Source organism: Streptomyces sp. CC0208 (genome assembly GCF_003443735.1).
Classification (GTDB): domain Bacteria; phylum Actinomycetota; class Actinomycetes; order Streptomycetales; family Streptomycetaceae; genus Streptomyces; species Streptomyces sviceus.
The window spans coordinates 7,148,689-7,165,363 of the sequence record NZ_CP031969.1; the positions used below are offsets into that span (position 1 = coordinate 7,148,689).

Annotated in this window: 16 protein-coding genes; 9 read left to right on the plus strand and 7 right to left on the minus strand. The window is 70.9% G+C overall.

Annotation, left to right across the window (positions count from 1 at the left end; all coding sequences use genetic code 11):
* Window positions 1-63: 63 nt before the first annotated feature.
* The 4 genes from D1369_RS32835 (at window position 64) to D1369_RS32850 (ending at window position 3,952) form a co-directional block, all read left to right on the plus strand.
* On the plus strand, window positions 64-654 hold the full coding sequence (locus D1369_RS32835) for a DUF3090 domain-containing protein (RefSeq protein ID WP_007380893.1): 591 nt from the start codon (window positions 64-66) through the stop codon (window positions 652-654).
* Entirely contained in the window at window positions 618-1,430 is an 813-nt protein-coding gene (locus tag D1369_RS32840) for an SCO1664 family protein (protein WP_202476948.1), read from the plus strand. The genes D1369_RS32835 and D1369_RS32840 overlap by 37 nt, the downstream gene beginning before the upstream one ends.
* Window positions 1,431-1,555: 125 nt before the next feature.
* Window positions 1,556-2,785 carry a cysteine--1-D-myo-inosityl 2-amino-2-deoxy-alpha-D-glucopyranoside ligase gene (gene mshC, locus D1369_RS32845; protein ID WP_007380891.1) on the plus strand — a complete coding sequence of 410 codons (1,230 nt, stop codon included), beginning with the start codon at window positions 1,556-1,558 and terminating at the stop codon, window positions 2,783-2,785.
* A gap of 228 nt (window positions 2,786-3,013) precedes the next feature.
* Entirely contained in the window at window positions 3,014-3,952 is a 939-nt protein-coding gene (locus D1369_RS32850) for a hypothetical protein (RefSeq protein WP_007380890.1), read from the plus strand.
* Window positions 3,953-3,993: 41 nt separating this feature from the next.
* On the opposite strand, the gene D1369_RS32855 is transcribed toward D1369_RS32850, so the two are convergent.
* Both D1369_RS32855 and D1369_RS32860 read right to left on the minus strand, forming a co-directional pair.
* The gene (locus tag D1369_RS32855) at window positions 3,994-5,022 is read right to left on the minus strand and encodes a PAC2 family protein (RefSeq protein ID WP_007380889.1); all 1,029 of its coding nucleotides are present in this window, start codon (window positions 5,020-5,022) and stop codon (window positions 3,994-3,996) included.
* A gap of 164 nt (window positions 5,023-5,186) precedes the next feature.
* Complete coding sequence (locus tag D1369_RS32860; protein WP_007380888.1) at window positions 5,187-5,858, minus strand: FadR/GntR family transcriptional regulator; 672 nt, start codon at window positions 5,856-5,858, stop codon at window positions 5,187-5,189.
* 172 nt (window positions 5,859-6,030) lie between these two features.
* Here D1369_RS32860 and mtnA point away from each other — a divergent pair, with 172 nt between their 5' ends.
* A complete protein-coding gene (gene mtnA, locus D1369_RS32865) occupies window positions 6,031-7,062 on the plus strand; it encodes an S-methyl-5-thioribose-1-phosphate isomerase (RefSeq protein WP_007380887.1) in 1,032 nt (343 codons plus the stop codon).
* A 68-nt stretch (window positions 7,063-7,130) separates the two neighbouring features.
* On the opposite strand, the gene mtnB is transcribed toward mtnA, so the two are convergent.
* From mtnB to D1369_RS32880, 3 genes are read right to left on the minus strand one after another with little or no spacing between them, the layout of a single operon-like run.
* On the minus strand, window positions 7,131-7,739 hold the full coding sequence (mtnB, locus tag D1369_RS32870) for a methylthioribulose 1-phosphate dehydratase (RefSeq protein WP_007380886.1): 609 nt from the start codon (window positions 7,737-7,739) through the stop codon (window positions 7,131-7,133).
* A complete protein-coding gene (gene mtnC / locus D1369_RS32875; RefSeq protein ID WP_007380885.1) occupies window positions 7,736-8,455 on the minus strand; it encodes an acireductone synthase in 720 nt (239 codons plus the stop codon). Before mtnC ends, mtnB begins: the two co-directional genes overlap by 4 nt.
* Window positions 8,452-9,051, minus strand: a complete 600-nt coding sequence (locus D1369_RS32880; protein WP_007380884.1) for a cupin domain-containing protein — start codon at window positions 9,049-9,051, stop codon at window positions 8,452-8,454. The genes mtnC and D1369_RS32880 overlap by 4 nt, the downstream gene beginning before the upstream one ends.
* A gap of 520 nt (window positions 9,052-9,571) precedes the next feature.
* On the opposite strand from D1369_RS32880, the gene D1369_RS32885 reads away from it, so the two are divergent.
* From D1369_RS32885 to mtnK, 4 genes are read left to right on the plus strand one after another with little or no spacing between them, the layout of a single operon-like run.
* On the plus strand, window positions 9,572-10,669 hold the full coding sequence (locus tag D1369_RS32885) for a substrate-binding domain-containing protein (protein WP_007380883.1): 1,098 nt from the start codon (window positions 9,572-9,574) through the stop codon (window positions 10,667-10,669).
* Window positions 10,656-12,191: a sugar ABC transporter ATP-binding protein gene (locus tag D1369_RS32890; RefSeq protein ID WP_007380882.1), complete on the plus strand. Its 1,536-nt coding sequence runs from the start codon at window positions 10,656-10,658 to the stop codon at window positions 12,189-12,191. The genes D1369_RS32885 and D1369_RS32890 overlap by 14 nt, the downstream gene beginning before the upstream one ends.
* 25 nt (window positions 12,192-12,216) lie before the next feature.
* Window positions 12,217-13,263 carry an ABC transporter permease gene (locus D1369_RS32895; protein WP_007380881.1) on the plus strand — a complete coding sequence of 349 codons (1,047 nt, stop codon included), beginning with the start codon at window positions 12,217-12,219 and terminating at the stop codon, window positions 13,261-13,263.
* 11 nt (window positions 13,264-13,274) lie between these two features.
* Window positions 13,275-14,447 carry an S-methyl-5-thioribose kinase gene (mtnK, locus tag D1369_RS32900; RefSeq protein ID WP_007380880.1) on the plus strand — a complete coding sequence of 391 codons (1,173 nt, stop codon included), beginning with the start codon at window positions 13,275-13,277 and terminating at the stop codon, window positions 14,445-14,447.
* Here mtnK and D1369_RS32905 read toward each other — a convergent pair.
* Entirely contained in the window at window positions 14,419-14,934 is a 516-nt protein-coding gene (locus D1369_RS32905; protein ID WP_007380879.1) for a hypothetical protein, read from the minus strand. The two genes, mtnK and D1369_RS32905, sit on opposite strands and share 29 nt — an antisense overlap.
* 103 nt (window positions 14,935-15,037) lie before the next feature.
* Window positions 15,038-16,654: a glycerol-3-phosphate dehydrogenase/oxidase gene (locus D1369_RS32910; protein WP_007380878.1), complete on the minus strand. Its 1,617-nt coding sequence runs from the start codon at window positions 16,652-16,654 to the stop codon at window positions 15,038-15,040.
* Between the last annotated feature and the right edge of the window lie 21 nt (window positions 16,655-16,675).

A 16,675-nucleotide genomic window follows, 5' to 3' on the forward strand; every position in this document is an offset into this window, starting at 1 on the left:
TGACGCACGGACGATCCCGTCGTTCCCGTCGTTCCCGTACTCACGAATCCATGGAGACAGGACGTGTCCCGTCAGGTGTTCCTCTATGACCCGCCGGACCGCTTCGTGGCCGGCACGGTCGGACTGCCCGGGCGCCGTACGTTCTTCCTCCAGGCCACGGCCGGCCCCAGAGTGACCAGCGTGGCCCTGGAGAAGACGCAGGTGGCCGCCCTCGCCGAGCGGATGGACGAACTCCTCGACGAGGTCGTGCGCCGCAGCGGCGGCAGCGCTCCCGTGCCGGCCGTGCCGCCCACCGAGATCGCCGACACCGCGCCCCTCGACACCCCCGTCGAGGAGGAGTTCCGGGTCGGCACCATGGCCCTCGCCTGGGACGGCGAGGAGCAGCGCATGATCGTCGAGGCGCAGGCCCTCGTGGAGCTGGAGGCCGAATCCGAGGAGGACCTCGCCGAGGCCGAGGAGAGGCTCCTCCAGGACGAGGAGAACGGGCCCCCGATGCTGCGGGTCCGCCTCACCGGCGCGCAGGCCAGGGCCTTCGCCAAGCGCGCCCTCGACGTCGTCAACGCGGGGCGGCCGCCGTGCCCGCTGTGCAGCCTCCCGCTCGACCCGGAAGGACACGTATGTCCGCGCCAGAACGGATACCGCCGCGGAGCGTGACCACGGCAGAGGTGCTCGCCCGGGGCGAGCTGACGGTACGCGGGCAGATCCGGGACGCCTCCAACGCGGTGCTGCACTGCTCCGTCTCGTACGAGGGCCAGGAGGTCCTCTGCGTCTACAAGCCGGTCCGCGGCGAGCGCCCCCTGTGGGACTTCCCGGACGGCACCCTCGCCCAGCGCGAGGTCGCCGCGTACGAGGTGTCCGAGGCGACCGGCTGGGGCCTGGTGCCGCCCACCGTGCTGCGCGACGGGCCCTTCGGCGAGGGCATGTGCCAGCTGTGGATCGAGGGGGTGCCCGGCAGCGAACTCCTCGCCCTGGTCGACGGCGAGGAGCCCGAGCCGGGCTGGAAGGCCATCGGCTTCGCCGAGGTCGGCGAGGGGAAGACCGCGCTGCTGGTGCACGCGGACGACGAGCGGCTGCGCAGGCTGGCCGTCCTCGACGCGGTGATCAACAACGCGGACCGCAAGGGCGGCCATCTGCTGCCCGCCGAGGGCGGCCGGCTCTACGGCATCGACCACGGTGTGACCTTCAACGTCGAGAACAAGCTGCGGACCCTGCTGTGGGGCTGGGCGGGCGAGCCGCTGACGGGAGAGGCGGTCGACGTTCTGAAAGGCCTCAAGGAGGCCCTGTCGGGCGAGCTGGCCGCCCGGCTGGCCGCTCTGATCATCCCCGCCGAACTCGACGCCACACGCGCGCGTATCGACGCGCTGCTGGACTCCGGGAAGCATCCCGAGCCGAGCGGCGAGTGGCCGGCCATTCCCTGGCCGCCCGTCTAGCAGGCCACCGCACCCAGGCCCGCGGCGCACACTGCACACCGGGCCGTACCGCGCAAGAAGGCCTTACCGGCCATCCGGCCCGGTCCGGTTCGTATACGGAACATCCGTCCGGTTAGGCTCATGACATGCATGCCTGGCCCGCTTCCGAGGTCCCCGCCCTGCCTGGTCAGGGCCGCGACCTGAGGATCCACGACACCGCGACCGGTGGTCTGGTCTCCCTCGACCCCGGTCCTGTCGCCCGTCTCTACGTCTGCGGTATCACGCCGTACGACGCCACCCACATGGGGCACGCGGCGACCTACAACGCGTTCGACCTCGTGCAGCGCGTGTGGCTCGACACCAAGCGCCAGGTTCACTACGTCCAGAACGTCACCGACATCGACGACCCGCTCCTGGAGCGCGCCGAGCGGGACAGCATCGACTGGGCCGCCCTCGCCGAGAAGGAGACGGTCCTCTTCCGCGAGGACATGACCGCCCTCAGGATGCTGCCGCCGCGGCACTACATCGGTGCGGTCGAGGCGATACCCGGGATCGTGCCGCTCGTCGAGCGGCTGCGGGACGCCGGTGCCGCCTACGAGCTCGAAGGCGACACCTACTTCTCCGTCGAGTCCGACCCGAACTTCGGCAAGGTCTCGAACCTCGACGCGGCCGCCATGCGGCTGCTGTCCGCCGAGCGCGGCGGCGACCCGGACCGTCCGGGCAAGAAGAACCCCCTCGACCCGATGCTGTGGATGGCCGCCCGCGAGGGCGAGCCCAGCTGGGACGGCGCCTCCCTCGGCCGGGGACGCCCCGGCTGGCACATCGAGTGCGTGGCCATCGCCCTGGACCACCTCGGCATGACCTTCGACGTCCAGGGCGGCGGCTCCGACCTCGCCTTCCCGCACCACGAGATGGGCGCCTCGCACGCCCAGGTGCTCACCGGCGAGTTCCCCATGGCCAAGGCCTACGTCCACGCCGGCATGGTCGCCCTCGACGGCGAGAAGATGTCGAAGTCCAAGGGCAACCTGGTCTTCGTGTCGCAGCTGCGCCGCGAGGGCGTCGACCCCGCCGCCATCCGGCTGGCGCTGCTCGCCCACCACTACCGGGCCGACTGGGAGTGGACCGACCAGGTCCTCCAGGACGCCGTGGACCGGCTGGGCCGCTGGCGTGCCGCCGTCTCCCGGCCCGACGGGCCCTCCGCCGAAGAGCTCGTCGAGGAGATCCGCGAGGCCCTCGCGAACGACCTCGACGCGCCCACCGCGCTGACCGCCGTCGACCGGTGGGCCGCCCTCCAGGAAGAGCAGGGCGGCACCGACATGGGCGCCCCCGGAGTCGTGACCCGCGCGGTGGACGCACTGCTCGGCGTGGCTCTCTAGGAGGCCGAACGGAAGGGGCGTTTTCTCCCTGCGGAGGGAAGCGCCCCTTCCTGCTGCTCGGGCGGGTCAGCGGAAGTTGAATCGGGCATCGGACGCAATCCATCCGGAAACTGATGTCACGTCACAATCCGGCCGGAGCCTGTGGGGGCCGCTGTCATGTGATGGGGTGGGAGCGTTGCTTGACCGTTCGGCCGGCCCCGCGTCGGCCCCCTTGCGGAAGGACGCACCGTGGCACCCGCAGACCGTTCCTTCGCACGTCGCACACTCCTGACCACGACCGCAGCGCTCACCGGAGCGTCCCTGCTCGGCGGCACCGCGCACGCGACCGAAACCCGGCACGCCGCGTGGCCCGCGCAGTTCCCCCTGCCCGACGGCTTCCAGCCCGAGGGCATCACCATCGGCTCCGAGCCGTACGCCTGGTTCGGCTCGCTCGCGAACGGCGACATCTACCGGGCGAGCCTGGCCACCGGCCGCGGCGGGATCGTTGCGAAGGGCACCGGCCGCCCGACGGTGGGCCTGAAGATCGACCGGCACGGCCGCAGACTCTTCCTCGCCGGCGGTGACAGCGCCGAGATCCGGACCGTCGACGTCCGCTCCGGTGAGACCGAGCAGGTGTACGCCACCGGCGGCACCTTCGTGAACGACGTGGTCCTCACCCCGGGCGCCGCCTGGTTCACCGACTCCTTCAAGCCGGTGCTCTACAAGCTGGCCAAGGGCGCGGTGACGACCGTACCCCTGACCGGGGACTGGCAGCAGGGGCCCGACTTCACGGCCAACGGCATCGAGCGCACCCCCGACGGCCGAGCCCTGCTCGTGGTCAACGGCTTCGCGAACGGCGGCGGCCTCATGCGGGTCGACCCGCGCACCGGCACCGCCCGGGCCGTCGACCTCGGCACGGCGAAGCTCCCCAACGGCGACGGCCTGTTGCTGCTCGGCCGGACCCTCTACGCCGTCCAGCAGCAGCAGAACGCGATCGACGTGTTCCGGCTGAACGACTCCGGCACCCGGGGCACCGCGATCACCCGCATCACCGACCCGCGCTTCCGCATCCCGACGACGGTCGCCGCCTGGGGCAGGCGCCTGTACCTGCCCAACGCGCGGTTCGACGTGGAGCCCACGCCCACCACCGATTACGACGCGGTGGCGGTGAACCGGATCCAGAGCTGAAAGACCGGAGAGGGCGGTGCGTGTGCACCGCCCTCATCCGCTCAGTCCTCCGGCGACGAGTCCTCGTCGTCCGTCTCCGGTTCCCGGTCGGGTGCCCGTTCCGGTTCCGTCTCCGCCTCCGGCTTCGGCGGCTTGGGAGGCTTCGTACGGCCGCCGGGGCTGTCCCGCAGATAGGTTGAACTGTCGCTGCCGTCCGCGGTCGCGTGTCCGCCCGGCTGACCCGGCTGGCCGCCGTCCCGGCGCCGCAGATACCGCTCGAACTCCCGGGCGATCGCCTCGCCCGAGGCCTCCGGCAGCTCCGCGGTGTCCCGGGCCTCCTCCAGCGTCTGGACGTACTCGGCGACCTCGCTGTCCTCGGCGGCCAGTTGGTCCACGCCCACCTGCCAGGCGCGCGCGTCCTCCGCAAGCTCGCCCAGCGGGATCCGTACGTCGATCAGGTCCTCCAGCCGGTTCAGGAGGGCCAGCGTCGCCTTCGGGTTCGGCGGCTGCGACACATAGTGCGGAACGGCCGCCCACAGTGACACCGCGGGCACGCCCGCGTGGGCGCAGGCCTCCTGGAGGATGCCGACGATCCCCGTGGGACCCTCGTACTTGGTCTCCTCCAGGTCCATCCGCTGGGCCAGGTCCGCATCGGACGTGGTCCCGCTGATCGGAACCGGACGGGTGTGCGGGGTGTCACCGAGCAGCGCGCCGAGGATCACCACCAGCTCCACGCCCAGTTCGTGGGCGAAGCCCAGCAGTTCGTTGCAGAACGAGCGCCACCGCATCGACGGTTCGATACCTCGGACAAGTACGAGATCGCGCGGCTTGTCACCGCCGACGCGGACCACCGACAACCTTGTCGTCGGCCACGTGATCTTTCGCACTCCGCCGTCCAGCCACACCGTCGGGCGGTTCACCTGGAAGTCGTAGTAGTCCTCGGCGTCGAGTGCCGCGAACACCTCGCCCTTCCACTCCCTGTCCAGATGCGCGACCGCGGTGGAGGCGGCGTCGCCGGCGTCGTTCCAGCCCTCGAACGCGGCCACCATGACCGGGTCGATCAGCTCGGGAACCCCCTCGAGCTCGATCACCCAGCGCCTCCTTCCGACGTGCCCTCGCTTAACGCACCAACCTTACGGCGTCCGGCGGGGGCGCTCGCAGCCCCCTTGCACGGGGGAGTGAACGATCACTGCCCCGTTCGCCACCCGGGAACACCCCCTGTTCCGGTGCCGCTCGGAGGCTTCACACAGGCTTCTCACAGCGTGGAGCGCAACCACTGCTCCACGCTCGCGATGTGGACCGTCGCCCAGGAGCGGGCCGCCTCGGCGTCCCGGTCCCGCAGGGCCGCCAGGATCGCGCGGTGTTCGTGCAGGGTGCGGCTGACCGCGTCCTCCTGGGTCAGTCCGCGCCAGATCCGGGCCCGGGTGGTGGGACCCGACAGGCCGTCGAGGAGGGAGCAGAGCACGGAGTTGCCGGAGCTCTGCACGATCCCGCGGTGGAAGTCGAGATCGCAGGCGACCAGTTCCTCCACCGACGGGCTGCCGCCGAGCTTTTCCAACTGGGCGCTCAACGCGTCCAGTTGCTGCTCGCTGATCCGGGAGGCGGCCATCGCGGTGGCGGCCGGCTCCAGGATGCGGCGCACCGCCAGGAACTCCAGGACCGTGTCGTCGCGGTGGAAGTCCACGACGAAGCTCATCGCCTCCAGCAGGAGTTGCGGGTCCAGGCTGGTCACGTACGTGCCGTCGCCCTGTCGTACGTCCAGGATGCGGATCAGAGACAGCGCCCGCACGGCCTCGCGCAGCGAGTTGCGGGACAGCCCCAGTTCGGAGGCGAGTTCGCTCTCCTTGGGGAGCCGGTCGCCGGGGCGCAGGGCGCCGGAGACGATCATTCCCTTGATCTTCTCGATCGCCTCGTCGGTGACAGCCATGTCCGGCCTCCTTCTCGCCCTGCGGTGGGCTGAGACGTCGGATGTCTCAGGTCATTATGGACGCTGCTCAGCGTCCTGCCGTCTCGGGTATACGTTCGAATATCTCGCACTGTGGTATGTGCGGCTCATGTACGGTGAGCGAGACCCACCAGAACATCAGGAGTGCCCCGAAATGCCCCAGGAACTGCGCGCTGTCGAGTGGACGGGATCCGGTCTCGCGCTGATAGACCAGACGTTGCTCCCGCACCGCACCGAGACGGTGGTCGTCCGCGATGTGGACACGCTGGTCGGCGCGATCCAGCGCCTCGTCGTGCGCGGCGCTCCGGCCATCGGGGCGGCCGGAGCCTACGGCGTCGCGATCGCGCTGCTCCAGGGCGAGCGGGAGGACTGGAAGCAGGGACGGCTCCGCGAGGCCGTCGGCCGCATCCGGCAGGCCCGTCCCACGGCCGTCAACCTCATGGTCTGCGTCGACCGGGTCGCCGCCCGCCTGCCCGAGGGCCTCGACGCGGTCCTCGAGGAGGCTGCCGCGGTCCAGCGTGAGGACGTCGAGGGCAACCGGGCGATGGGCGCCTTCGGCGCCGACTGGCTGCTGGAGAAGGTGAGCCCGGGCCGCCCCTTGCGGATCCTCACGCACTGCAACACGGGCGCGCTGGCCACGGCCGGGTGGGGTACGGCCCTCGGTGTCATCCGCGAACTCCACGCGCGCGGCCGCCTGGAGGTCGTCTACGCCGACGAGACGCGCCCCCTGCTGCAGGGATCCCGGCTGACCGCCTGGGAGTTGGTCCAGGAGGGCATCCCGCACTATGTCCAGGCGGACGGGGCCGCCGCCGGCACCATCCTGCGCGGCGAGGTCGACGCGGCGATCGTCGGAGCCGACCGCATCGCGGCGAACGGGGACACGGCGAACAAGGTGGGCACCGTCGGCGTCGCCCTCGCCTGCGCCGACGCGGGCATCCCCTTCCTGGTGGCGGCACCGACCACGACGGTCGACCTCGCCACGAAGACGGGTGACGACATCCACATCGAACTCCGCGACGAGGCCGAGGTGCTGGAGTGGGCCGGGGTACGGACCGCTCCGGCAAGCTCGCGGGGCCACAATCCGGCGTTCGACGTGACCCCGGGACGACTGGTGACGGGCCTGGTGACCGAGCGGGGCGTGCTGGAGGTCTCGGCGGGCGAACTCCCCGGCGACCGGCTGCAGTAGACGCTCGGACACGAGAGGGGGACCCTCGCCCCTGGCATTCCCCGCCCCGGGCATCCCCTGTCGCCGTCTCAGCGGCCCGCGAGCTCCAACTCCAGCAGCCACTCGACCACTTCGGTGTGATGCCGGGCCTGGCGCGGATCGGCGCCCCACACGTACAGCCCGTGCCCGGCCACGACCACCGCCGGCATCCGCGGGTTCCGCGCCTCCTCCAGGCGGTCCCCGAGCACCTTCATGTCCTGGCTGTTGGCGATGACCGGCAGGGTCACCTCGACGTCGTGCGCGGGCTGCCCGACACCCTTCAGCATCTCCAGATCGCTGAAGACGATCCCGCCCGGCTTCCGCTTCCCCATGGCCACCGAGGCGACGGTGTGCACGTGGACCACGGCACCGGCCCCGGTGAGCGCCGCCACGCGCGCGTGCAGCTCGGCCTCCGCGGACGGCTTCCCGCCCTGTACGGCCGCCCCCTGTCCGTCCACCAGCACCACGTCCGCGGGCGTCAGTTCGCCCTTGTCGTGGCCGCTGGCGGTGACGGCGAGCCGCAGCGGCTCCCGCGAGAGCACCACGGACAGGTTGCCGGAGGTCCCCCGCATCCAGCCGAAGGAGGCGAAACGGGCGGACTCGGCGGCGAGCACGGCCCCCGCCTCTTCCAGGTCGAGTGCGCTGATGTCGGCGGTCATGTGGTGCTCCTGGAGACGGTGATCTCGTCGAACGTCCCCGCCTGCGCGTGGTCGCCGACGCCTTGCTCGAAGTAGGGCTCCCCGGGCCGCCGGATCCCGACGGTGTGCCAGCCCGCGGCACGGGCGGCGTCCAGTTCGCCGGGCCGGTCGGAGAGGAACAGCAGACGGTCCGGCGCGATGCCGGCCGCCGAGGCGATCCGGTGATACGACTCCGCCTCCTGCTTGGGCCCGGCGTTCTCGGTGTCGTAGAGCCCGGAGAGCAGCGAAGTGAGGTCGCCCTGCGGGCTGTTGGTGAACCACGCCCGCTGCGCGGCGACCGACCCGGACGAGTACACGTAGAGCCGTACGCCCGCCGAGTGCCAGGCGCGCAACTCCGGTACGACGTCGTCGTAGAAGTGCGAGACGAGGTCGCCCCGGGCGAAGCCCTCGGACCAGATGACGCCCTGGAGGGTCTTCAGCGGGGTCGCCTTGCGGTCCTCGTCGAGCCAGGTGTGCAGGGCCTTCTCGACGCGTGCGGCGTCGGCGTCCGGTTCGCCGATCTCCGCGCGCACCTGGGCCACCGCCCGCGCCACCTCCGGGTCCCCGGACCGCTCGGTCAGCAGCGCGGCGAACCGTGAGCGCGAGTACGGGTACAGCACGTCGACGACGAACCCCGTGGCGCTCGTGGTGCCCTCGATGTCGAGCACCACGGCGTCGACGTCGTAGTGCGACGTCATGCGGCGGCCCGGTCGGCCTCGTAGCCCGCCGCGATGGTGTCGTAGTCCGGGAAGCGGGCGGCGATCGTGGAGCCGGTGAAGGTGCCGATCCAGCCGTCCTCCTCGTGGAAGAAGCGGATCGCGGTGAAGGACGGGTTGGTCCCCATGTCGAACCAGTGGGTGGTGCCCCTGGGCACGCCGAGCAGGTCGCCCTTCTCGCAGAAGACCGCGTGCACCTCGCCGTTCACGTGCAGGTAGAAGATCCCGGAGCCGGAGACGAAGAAGCGGACCTCGTCATCGTCGTCGTGGGTGTGCTCCTGCAGGAACTTCTCGCGGGCCGCCTTGGCCTTCGCCGGGAACTCCGGGTCGTCGCTGGGGTGCAGACCGAGGACGTCGACCGTCGTGAAGCCCTCCTCGGCGTTCAGCTTGTCGATCTCGGGGCCGTAGGCGGCGAACACGGTCTCGCTGTCGGCGTCGAACGGGACGTCCTCGCGCACCGGCCACTGCTCGTAGCGCACCCCGAGCGGCTTGAGGGCCTCGGCGATCTCGGCGGGGTCCGAGGTGCGGCGGACCAGGGTCTCGGGGCCGGACTCGGACCAGGTGGTCAGCAGCGTCATGGGGACAACTCCAGGGCTCTGGAAGGAAAGTCCGGATACCGGGACAGGCACCGGACGGGCGGGGGAGGAAAGGGGGCGGCGAAGGGTGACCGGCAGCGGTCGGTCAGCCGCGACACAGCGCGCTGCAACAGCGGCGCATGCAGGGCATGTGCATCGCTTTCGCGCCAGGTGTCGTCATGGGGGCCTCACTGTGCCGGGTCGGGTGCCGGTCCTGTGATGGTAACTCCGGCCGTGACCAGGGCCGGGTGTGACGTAGTCGTTGTCTCACTTGATGAGAAAGCGGTTCCATATCTTTGACGTCTGGCTGAAAACGTTCCCATGATCTGCGTATGAAGACGCTGCTGCTCGTGCGGCGGCTGTACGTGGACTTGCTCCGGTCGACCACAGCCAGCTGTCGCTGACCCCTTCCGGAGCCCCGGCCTGCCTGCCCCCCTTCCGTGCGGTGGCGCATTCCTTTCTTCCTGCTCCGGGCCAAGCACCCCCTTCATCCCTTCGCGCCACCCCGTACCTGGAGCCCCTCATGTCCCGTATCCGTCTTCCCCTCGCCGCGCTCTCCCTCGCGTCCGTCTCCGCCCTCGTGCTCTCGGGCTGCTCGCAGTCCACGGACGCGTCCAAGAACACCGGCGACGCCGCCGCCTCCGCCTCGGCCGCCACCGGCAAGAAGCCCGCCCCCTTCAGCGCGGGCGCGGTCAAGGTGGCCCTGGTCCGGCAGAGCGGCGCCGGCGACTACTTCGAGCAGTGGGGCAACGGCGCCAAGGCCCAGGCCAAGGCCCTCGGTATCGACCTGACGGTCTACGACGCCCAGGCCGATAATGCCAAGCAGGCCACCGACCTCTCCTCCGCGATCAACTCCGGCGCCAAGGCGATCATCATCGATCACGGCTTCCCGGCGACGATCCAGCCGGAGATCGACAAGGCGGTGAAGAAGGGCATCAAGGTCGTGGTCTACGACGTGGAGACCTCCACGAAGGGAGTGGTCAGCACCGAGCAGGACGACGCCAGCATGGCCCAGGCCGTCCTCGACGTGATGGCCAAGGATCTCGGCAAGAACGCCGAGGTCGGCTACGTCAACGTCGCCGGCTACGCGGCCCTCGACAAGCGGAACACCGTCTGGGCGAAGGAGGTCGCCGCCCAGGGCTGGAAGCAGCAGTTCAAGGTCGGCAAGGTCACCGACTCCACGGCCACCGACAACGTCCCCCTGGTCTCCGCCGCGCTCACCCAGCACGCGGGGGTGAGCGGCGTCTTCGCCCCCTATGACGAACTCGCCAAGGGCACCGTCCTCGCCGTCCAGAACAAGAAGCTCCAGGACAAGGTGAAGGTCTTCGGCGCGGACGTCTCCAACGCCGACATCCAGCAGATGACCGCCGCCGACAGCCCGTGGGTGGCCACGGCCGGCACCGACCCGTCCGCCGTCGGCGCGGCCGTCGTCCGTACGACCGCCCTGGAGCTGGCCGGTCAGCTGAACAAGACCTCGGTGGAGTTCCCGGCCGTCGCCATCACCCAGGACTTCCTGCGCGCGAAGAAGATCGAGAACATGGACCAGCTGCGTCAGGCGCTGCCCGCACTGAACCTGTCGCAGGTGTCGACCGCGGACTGGATCGCGAATGTCGCCCACTGAGACGCCTGCGGTCGGTCTCACCGACGTCAGCATGGCCTTCGGCGGCAAGACCGTGCTCGCCTCGGTCACCCTCGACATCGCCCCGGGCAGCGTGGTCGCGCTGCTCGGCGCGAACGGGGCCGGCAAGTCCACGCTGATCAAGATCCTGTCGGGCGTGCACACCGACCACGGGGGAGAGGTGCGGGTCGCCGGGGAGCCCGCCGCTCTCCAGTCCCCGCTCGCCGCCCGCCAGTTGGGCGTCCAGACCGTGCACCAGCGCATCGGCGAGGGCATCGTGCCGGGGCTCTCGGTCGCGGAGAACCTGGTCTTCGAGGAGCTGGCGCAGGCACGCGGCAACCCGTTCCTGAACGGGCGCCGGGTACTGGCGCGCGCCCGGGAGATCCAGGCCGGCCTCGATCTCGGCTGGAGTGATGCCCTGCTCCGGCGGGATGTCATCGAACTCGGCATCTCCGACCGCCAGTTGCTGATCCTCGCCCGCGCCCTGGCCACCCGCCCCCGGCTGCTCATCCTCGACGAACCGACCTCGGCCCTGTCCGCCGCCGAGGCCGAACGCCTCTTCGCGCTCGTCGAGAGGATGCGCGACGACGGCATCGCGGTCCTCTACGTCTCCCACCGCCTCGGCGAGATCGACGCGCTCGCCGACCGCCTGGTCGTCCTGCGAGACGGCCGTCTCACCGAGGACCAGGCCAAGCCCTTCGACTGGGACGCGGCCCTGCGCGCGATGCTGCAACAACGGCCGGCCCGGCAGGCGCGGGAGGCGACCACGGCACGACCGGTCCGGGAAGGCGCCGAAGGCGAGGTCGCCCTCTCGCTGCGGGGCGTGCGGCTCTTCGAGGGCCGCGATCCCCTCGACCTCGACCTGCGCACCGGCGAAGTCACCGGCATCGTGGGCCTGTTGGGTGCCGGCAAGACCGAGCTGGCCCGCGGCCTGTTCGGCGCCGAGCCCTTCACCACCGGTTCCGTCGCACTGGACGGCAGGCCGTACCGGCCCAAGCGGCCCTCCGACGCGATCCGGGCCGGCGTCCACCTGGTCCCGGAGGACCGGCATGCCGACGCGCTCGTCCCCGGCTGGTCGCTGGCCCGGAACGTCTCGCTGCCGTTCCTGAGATCGCTGTCCCGGACGGGACTGATGAACACGGCCAAGGAGGACGCCCTCGGCCGCGACACCATCGAGAACCTCGGTGTCGTCGCCCGCGACGAACACAGCACCGTGGAGGAGCTGTCCGGCGGCAACCAGCAGAAGGTCGTCGTCGGCCGCTGGCTCGCCGAGACACCCCGCGTCCTCATTCTGGACGAGCCGTTCCGAGGCGTGGACATCGGCGCCCGCCGTGACATCGGCCGCCGCGCCCGGTCCCTCGCCGCCGAGGGCGCCGCCGTGCTCGTCCTGTCCGCCGACGTCGACGAAATCCTGGAGATCGCCGACCGGGTCGTCGTGCTCGCCGCCGGTGAGATCCACCTCGACGCCTACGGCGAGGACGCGGAACGCGACCGTGTCATCCAGACCATCTCGGCGTCCGTGTGACCCCGGCTCCCTGAGGAACTACGCCATGACCACCACCCAGAGCACGGAAGTCCCCACGAAGGCGGCGCTCCCGCCCGCCACCAGCACCGCCGTACGGGTCCAGAACGCCGTCATCAAGTACGGCTTCATCTTCGTCACGGTCGCGCTGTTCCTGTACTTCGCGCTGAGCGAGGGCTCCTTCCGCGAGTCGGCGACCCTCCTCGACACCCTCCGCTACGTCTCCGTCGCCGCGATCCTCGGCCTCGGCGTCACCCTCACCATGGCCGTCGGCGGGATGGACATGTCCGTCGGCGCGGTCGCGGGCCTCGGCGTCTCGGTCGCCGCCCAGACGATGGTCGTCTTCAACCAGGTCGGCACGGTCGCGATCATCGCGGTGCTCGCGGCGGGCGCCCTCGCGGGCCTGCTCAACGCGCTGCTGATCGTCGTACTGAAGATCCCCGACATGCTCGCCACCCTCGGCACCATGTTCGTGATCCAGGGCAGCAAGCTCATCCTGGTCGACGGGCAGTCCATCACCCCCGGCATGACGATGGACGACGGCTCGACCGCGCCCGGCAGGTTCACCGCGGGCTTCCTGAAGATCGACCGCGGGACGGTCCTCGGCATCCCGATCTCGGTGCTCGTCTTCGGCGGCCTGACCATCGCCGCCTGGGTCTTCCTCGCCCGCACCCGCTGGGGCCGGGTGCTCTACGCGATCGGCGCCAACCCCGAGGCCTCCCGCCTGGCCGGCATCCGGGTGGGCGCGTACCGGGCCCTCGCCTACGTCCTCTCCGGCGTCCTCGCCTCGATCGGCGGGTTGATCCTGGCGTCGCGCATCGGCCAGGGCGATGTCTCCGCCGGTACCTCGCAGCTTCTGGAGGCGGTGGCCGTGGCGCTGGTCGGCACGTCCGTCCTCGGCCGGGGCCGCCCCAACGTCTGGGGCACGGCCCTCGGCGCGGTGCTCATCGGCATCATCACCACCGGCCTGACCATCAAGGGACTGCCCTACTACACCCAGGACGTGGTCGAGGGCGCGGTCCTCATCCTCGCCCTGGTCTTCAGCTTCACCTTGTCCAAGCGCCGCACCGCATAGGGGAGTTCACGATGGGTTACCGCATCCTGGAGACCGGCGACATCCCGGCGTACCTGCGTGAGCGCGGCCACTGGGAGGACCTGGACGACATCGCCGTACGGGAGGTCTCCGACGGCAACGTCAACCGGGTCTTCCTCGCCTCCGACGCCGCCGGGACCCGCAGCGTAGCCCTCAAGCAGGCGCTGCCCTGGGTGCGGGTCGCGGGTCCCTCCTGGCCGCTGAGCCCCGACCGGGCGAACGCCGAGGCCCGCGCCTACGAGCAGCTCGCCAAGGTCGCCCCCGACGAGATCCCGGCGATCCACGGCTACGACCCCGAGAACTACGCCCTCGTCATGGAGGACCTCTCCGACCTGGAGGTCCTGCGCACGGTCCTCAACGCGGGCGCCTCCTACGGCCCCCACACCTCGTCGCAGATCGGCCGCCTGGTGGCCCGACTCGCCTTCTCCACCAGCGACTTCGGCATGCCGTCCGCCGAGCGCAAGGCGCTGATCGCGGCCTCGGTCAACCCGGAGCTCTGCAAGATCACCGAGGACGTGGTCCTCTCCGAGCCGTACATCGAGCACGAGCACAACCACTGGCACGAGGGAGTGGCCGACCTGGCGGCGCAGTTCCGCGCCGACGTGCGGCTGCGCACCGAGGTCGCCGACCTCCGCCACGTCTTCATGACCAGCGCCCAGTCCCTTCTCCACGGCGACCTCCACTCGGGCAGCGTCATGGTCGGCACCCGCGAAGGCGCCCCGGTCGTCCGCGTTTTCGACCCCGAGTTCTCCTTCGTGGGCCCGATCGGCTTCGACCTCGGCCTGTACTGGGCCAACGCCCTGGTCTCGGAGGAACGAGCGCGCACCTTGGGCCGCTTGACGGACCACGCCGACCAACTCCGCCTGTCCTGGGAGGCGTTCGAGTCGGAGTTCCGTGCCCTGTGGCCCACGAGGGTCGACACCTTCTTCGACGACGCCTACCTGGACCGCTTCCTGCGCAAGGTCTGGACGGAATCCCTGGGCTTCGCGGGCACGGAGATCATCCGCAGAATCATCGGCTACGCCCACCTGACGGACCTGACCACACTCGAGGACCCGGTGGAGGCATCCCGCAGGGCCTTGCTGATCGGCCGTGAACTGATCGTGCGCCGCGCGGAGTTGGCGACGCCGGACGACGTCAGGGCAGTAGTCGCGACGGACAGATGACGATGGTGCTGACCGTCCCGTTGCCCCACAGGGTGGTGTTCATCAGCAGCCGGCCGTCGAGGCTCATCACGGTGAACTCCGGGACGAACCTTCGGCCCATGTAGAACCGCATCCACAGGGGCAGCGGACCGTCGTCACCACCGCCCAGTTCCCACTCGTCGAGAAGCCGCACGCGGGCCCACGCCCACTCGCTGTCGACGTCCTCGGGGTCCGAGTAGTCGACGCCGAGCAGGAACTCGCGACCGTCGTCGAGGAGTCCGTACTCGACGGCCATGTCATGCCAGCCGGCCCGCACCTTGGCCGGCAGATCCGGATCGTCGATGTCCACCGGCGCAGAGTCGATCCGTCCGTGCTCGCGCAGACAGCTCGCCGCTCCCCGGTCGGGCGGCGTCGGGACGGGCGGGACCTCGTCGTCGGCCAGGCGGCGCAGGAAGCGGAAGCCCCCGGGGGCGAGCAGGGCGGCCATCTCGGCGTCGGTGATCGTCACAGCCGTACCGTAGACAGGGCACGGACCCGCGTGCCCGCCCTTTTCCCGGCACGCGACCGGGGCGGCCCCTCGGTGAGGAGCCGCCCCGGTCCTGGCGTACGGGCTACTTCTTGTCGAGCAGGTCCTGGACCTTCGCGCGGACCTCGTCCGTGGCCAGGCCCCGGATCGTCAGCGTCGTCCGGCGGCGCAGCACGTCGTCCGGCGTCTCGGCCCACTCGTGGTCCCGGGCGTACACGACCTGCGCCCAGATCTCCGGGGCGTCGGGGTGGACCCGCTCGCCCAGCTCCGGGTTCTCGTTGGCCAGGCGCGCGATGTCGAAGGCGAGCGAGCCGTAGTGGGTCGCCAGGTGCTTCGCCGTGTCGGCGGCCATGCGCGGACCCGGTGCCGGGTTGTCCACCAGCAGGCGGTGTGCGACCGCGCGCGGGTTGGCGACACCGGGAAGCGGGAGCCTCTTCGGCAGGGCGGAGATCGGCTCGAAGTCGTCACCGAGCGGGGCGCCCGGCAGCGCCTCCAGCTTCTGCATGACCGTACGGCCGATGTGCCGGAAGGTCGTCCACTTGCCGCCCGCGACCGACAGCATGCCGCCACGGCCCTCCGTCACCACGGTCTCGCGCTTGGCCTTGGCCGTGTCACCGGGACCGCCCGGCAGCACCCGCAGACCCGCGAAGGAGTACGTGATCAGGTCCCTGGAGAGCTGCTGGTCACGGACGGAGAACGCGGCCTCGTCGAGTATCTGGGCCGTGTCCTTCTCCGTGACCGCGACGTCCGCCGGGTCGCCCTCGAATTCCTCGTCCGTGGTGCCGAGCAGGAGCATGTCCTCCCAGGGCAGCGCGAAGGTGATCCGGTACTTGTCGATCGGGGTGGCCAGCGCGGCCTTCCACGGCGAGGTCCGCTTCAGGACGAGGTGGGCGCCCTTGGACAGGCGGATGGACGGCGCCGCGTTCGGGTCCTCCATCTTGCGCAGGTGGTCGACCCACGGCCCGGTCGCGTTCAGCACGAGCCGGGCGTTCACGCCGAACTCGTCGCCGGACTGCCGGTCGCGCAGGTCCGCGCCGGTCACCCGGCCCCTGGTGAACCGGAGCCCGGTCACCTCGGCGTGGTTCAGCACGACCGCGCCCGCCTCGACGGCCGCGCGGACCGTCATCAGCGCCATGCGCGCGTCGTTCATCTGGTCGTCGCCGTACACGGCCACGGCCTTGAGGTTCTCGGTCCGCAGCTCGGGCACGTCCTGCGCCGCCCTGGAGGGGGACAGGAGGTGTCCGACGCCGTCACCGAACGCCGAGAGCGCGGAGTAGGCGAAGACGCCCGCCCCGAGCTTCGCGGCGCCGTGCGGCCCGCCCTTGTACACGGGGAGGTAGAAGGTGAGCGGGTTCGCCAGGTGGGGGGCCACCTGGCGGGAGACCGCACGGCGCTCGAAGTGGTTCTCCGCCACCAGCCTCACCGCGCCGGTCTGCAGATAGCGCAGACCGCCGTGGAGCAGCTTGGAGGAGGCGGAGGAGGTGGCGCCGGCGAAGTCGCCGGCGTCGACCAGTGCCACCCTGAGGCCGGACTGCGCGGCGTGCCAGGCGGTGGAGATGCCCAGGATGCCGCCGCCGATCACGAGGAGGTCGTACGACGCCTTGGAGAGCTGCTCCCGGGTCTCGGCGCGGCTCGGGTGGGAGCCGGAGGCCGGGTGCGTACCGAGGGCAGGCACGGACTGCAGGGTGGACTGACTGGTCATGTGGGGTTCTTACTCCTCGTC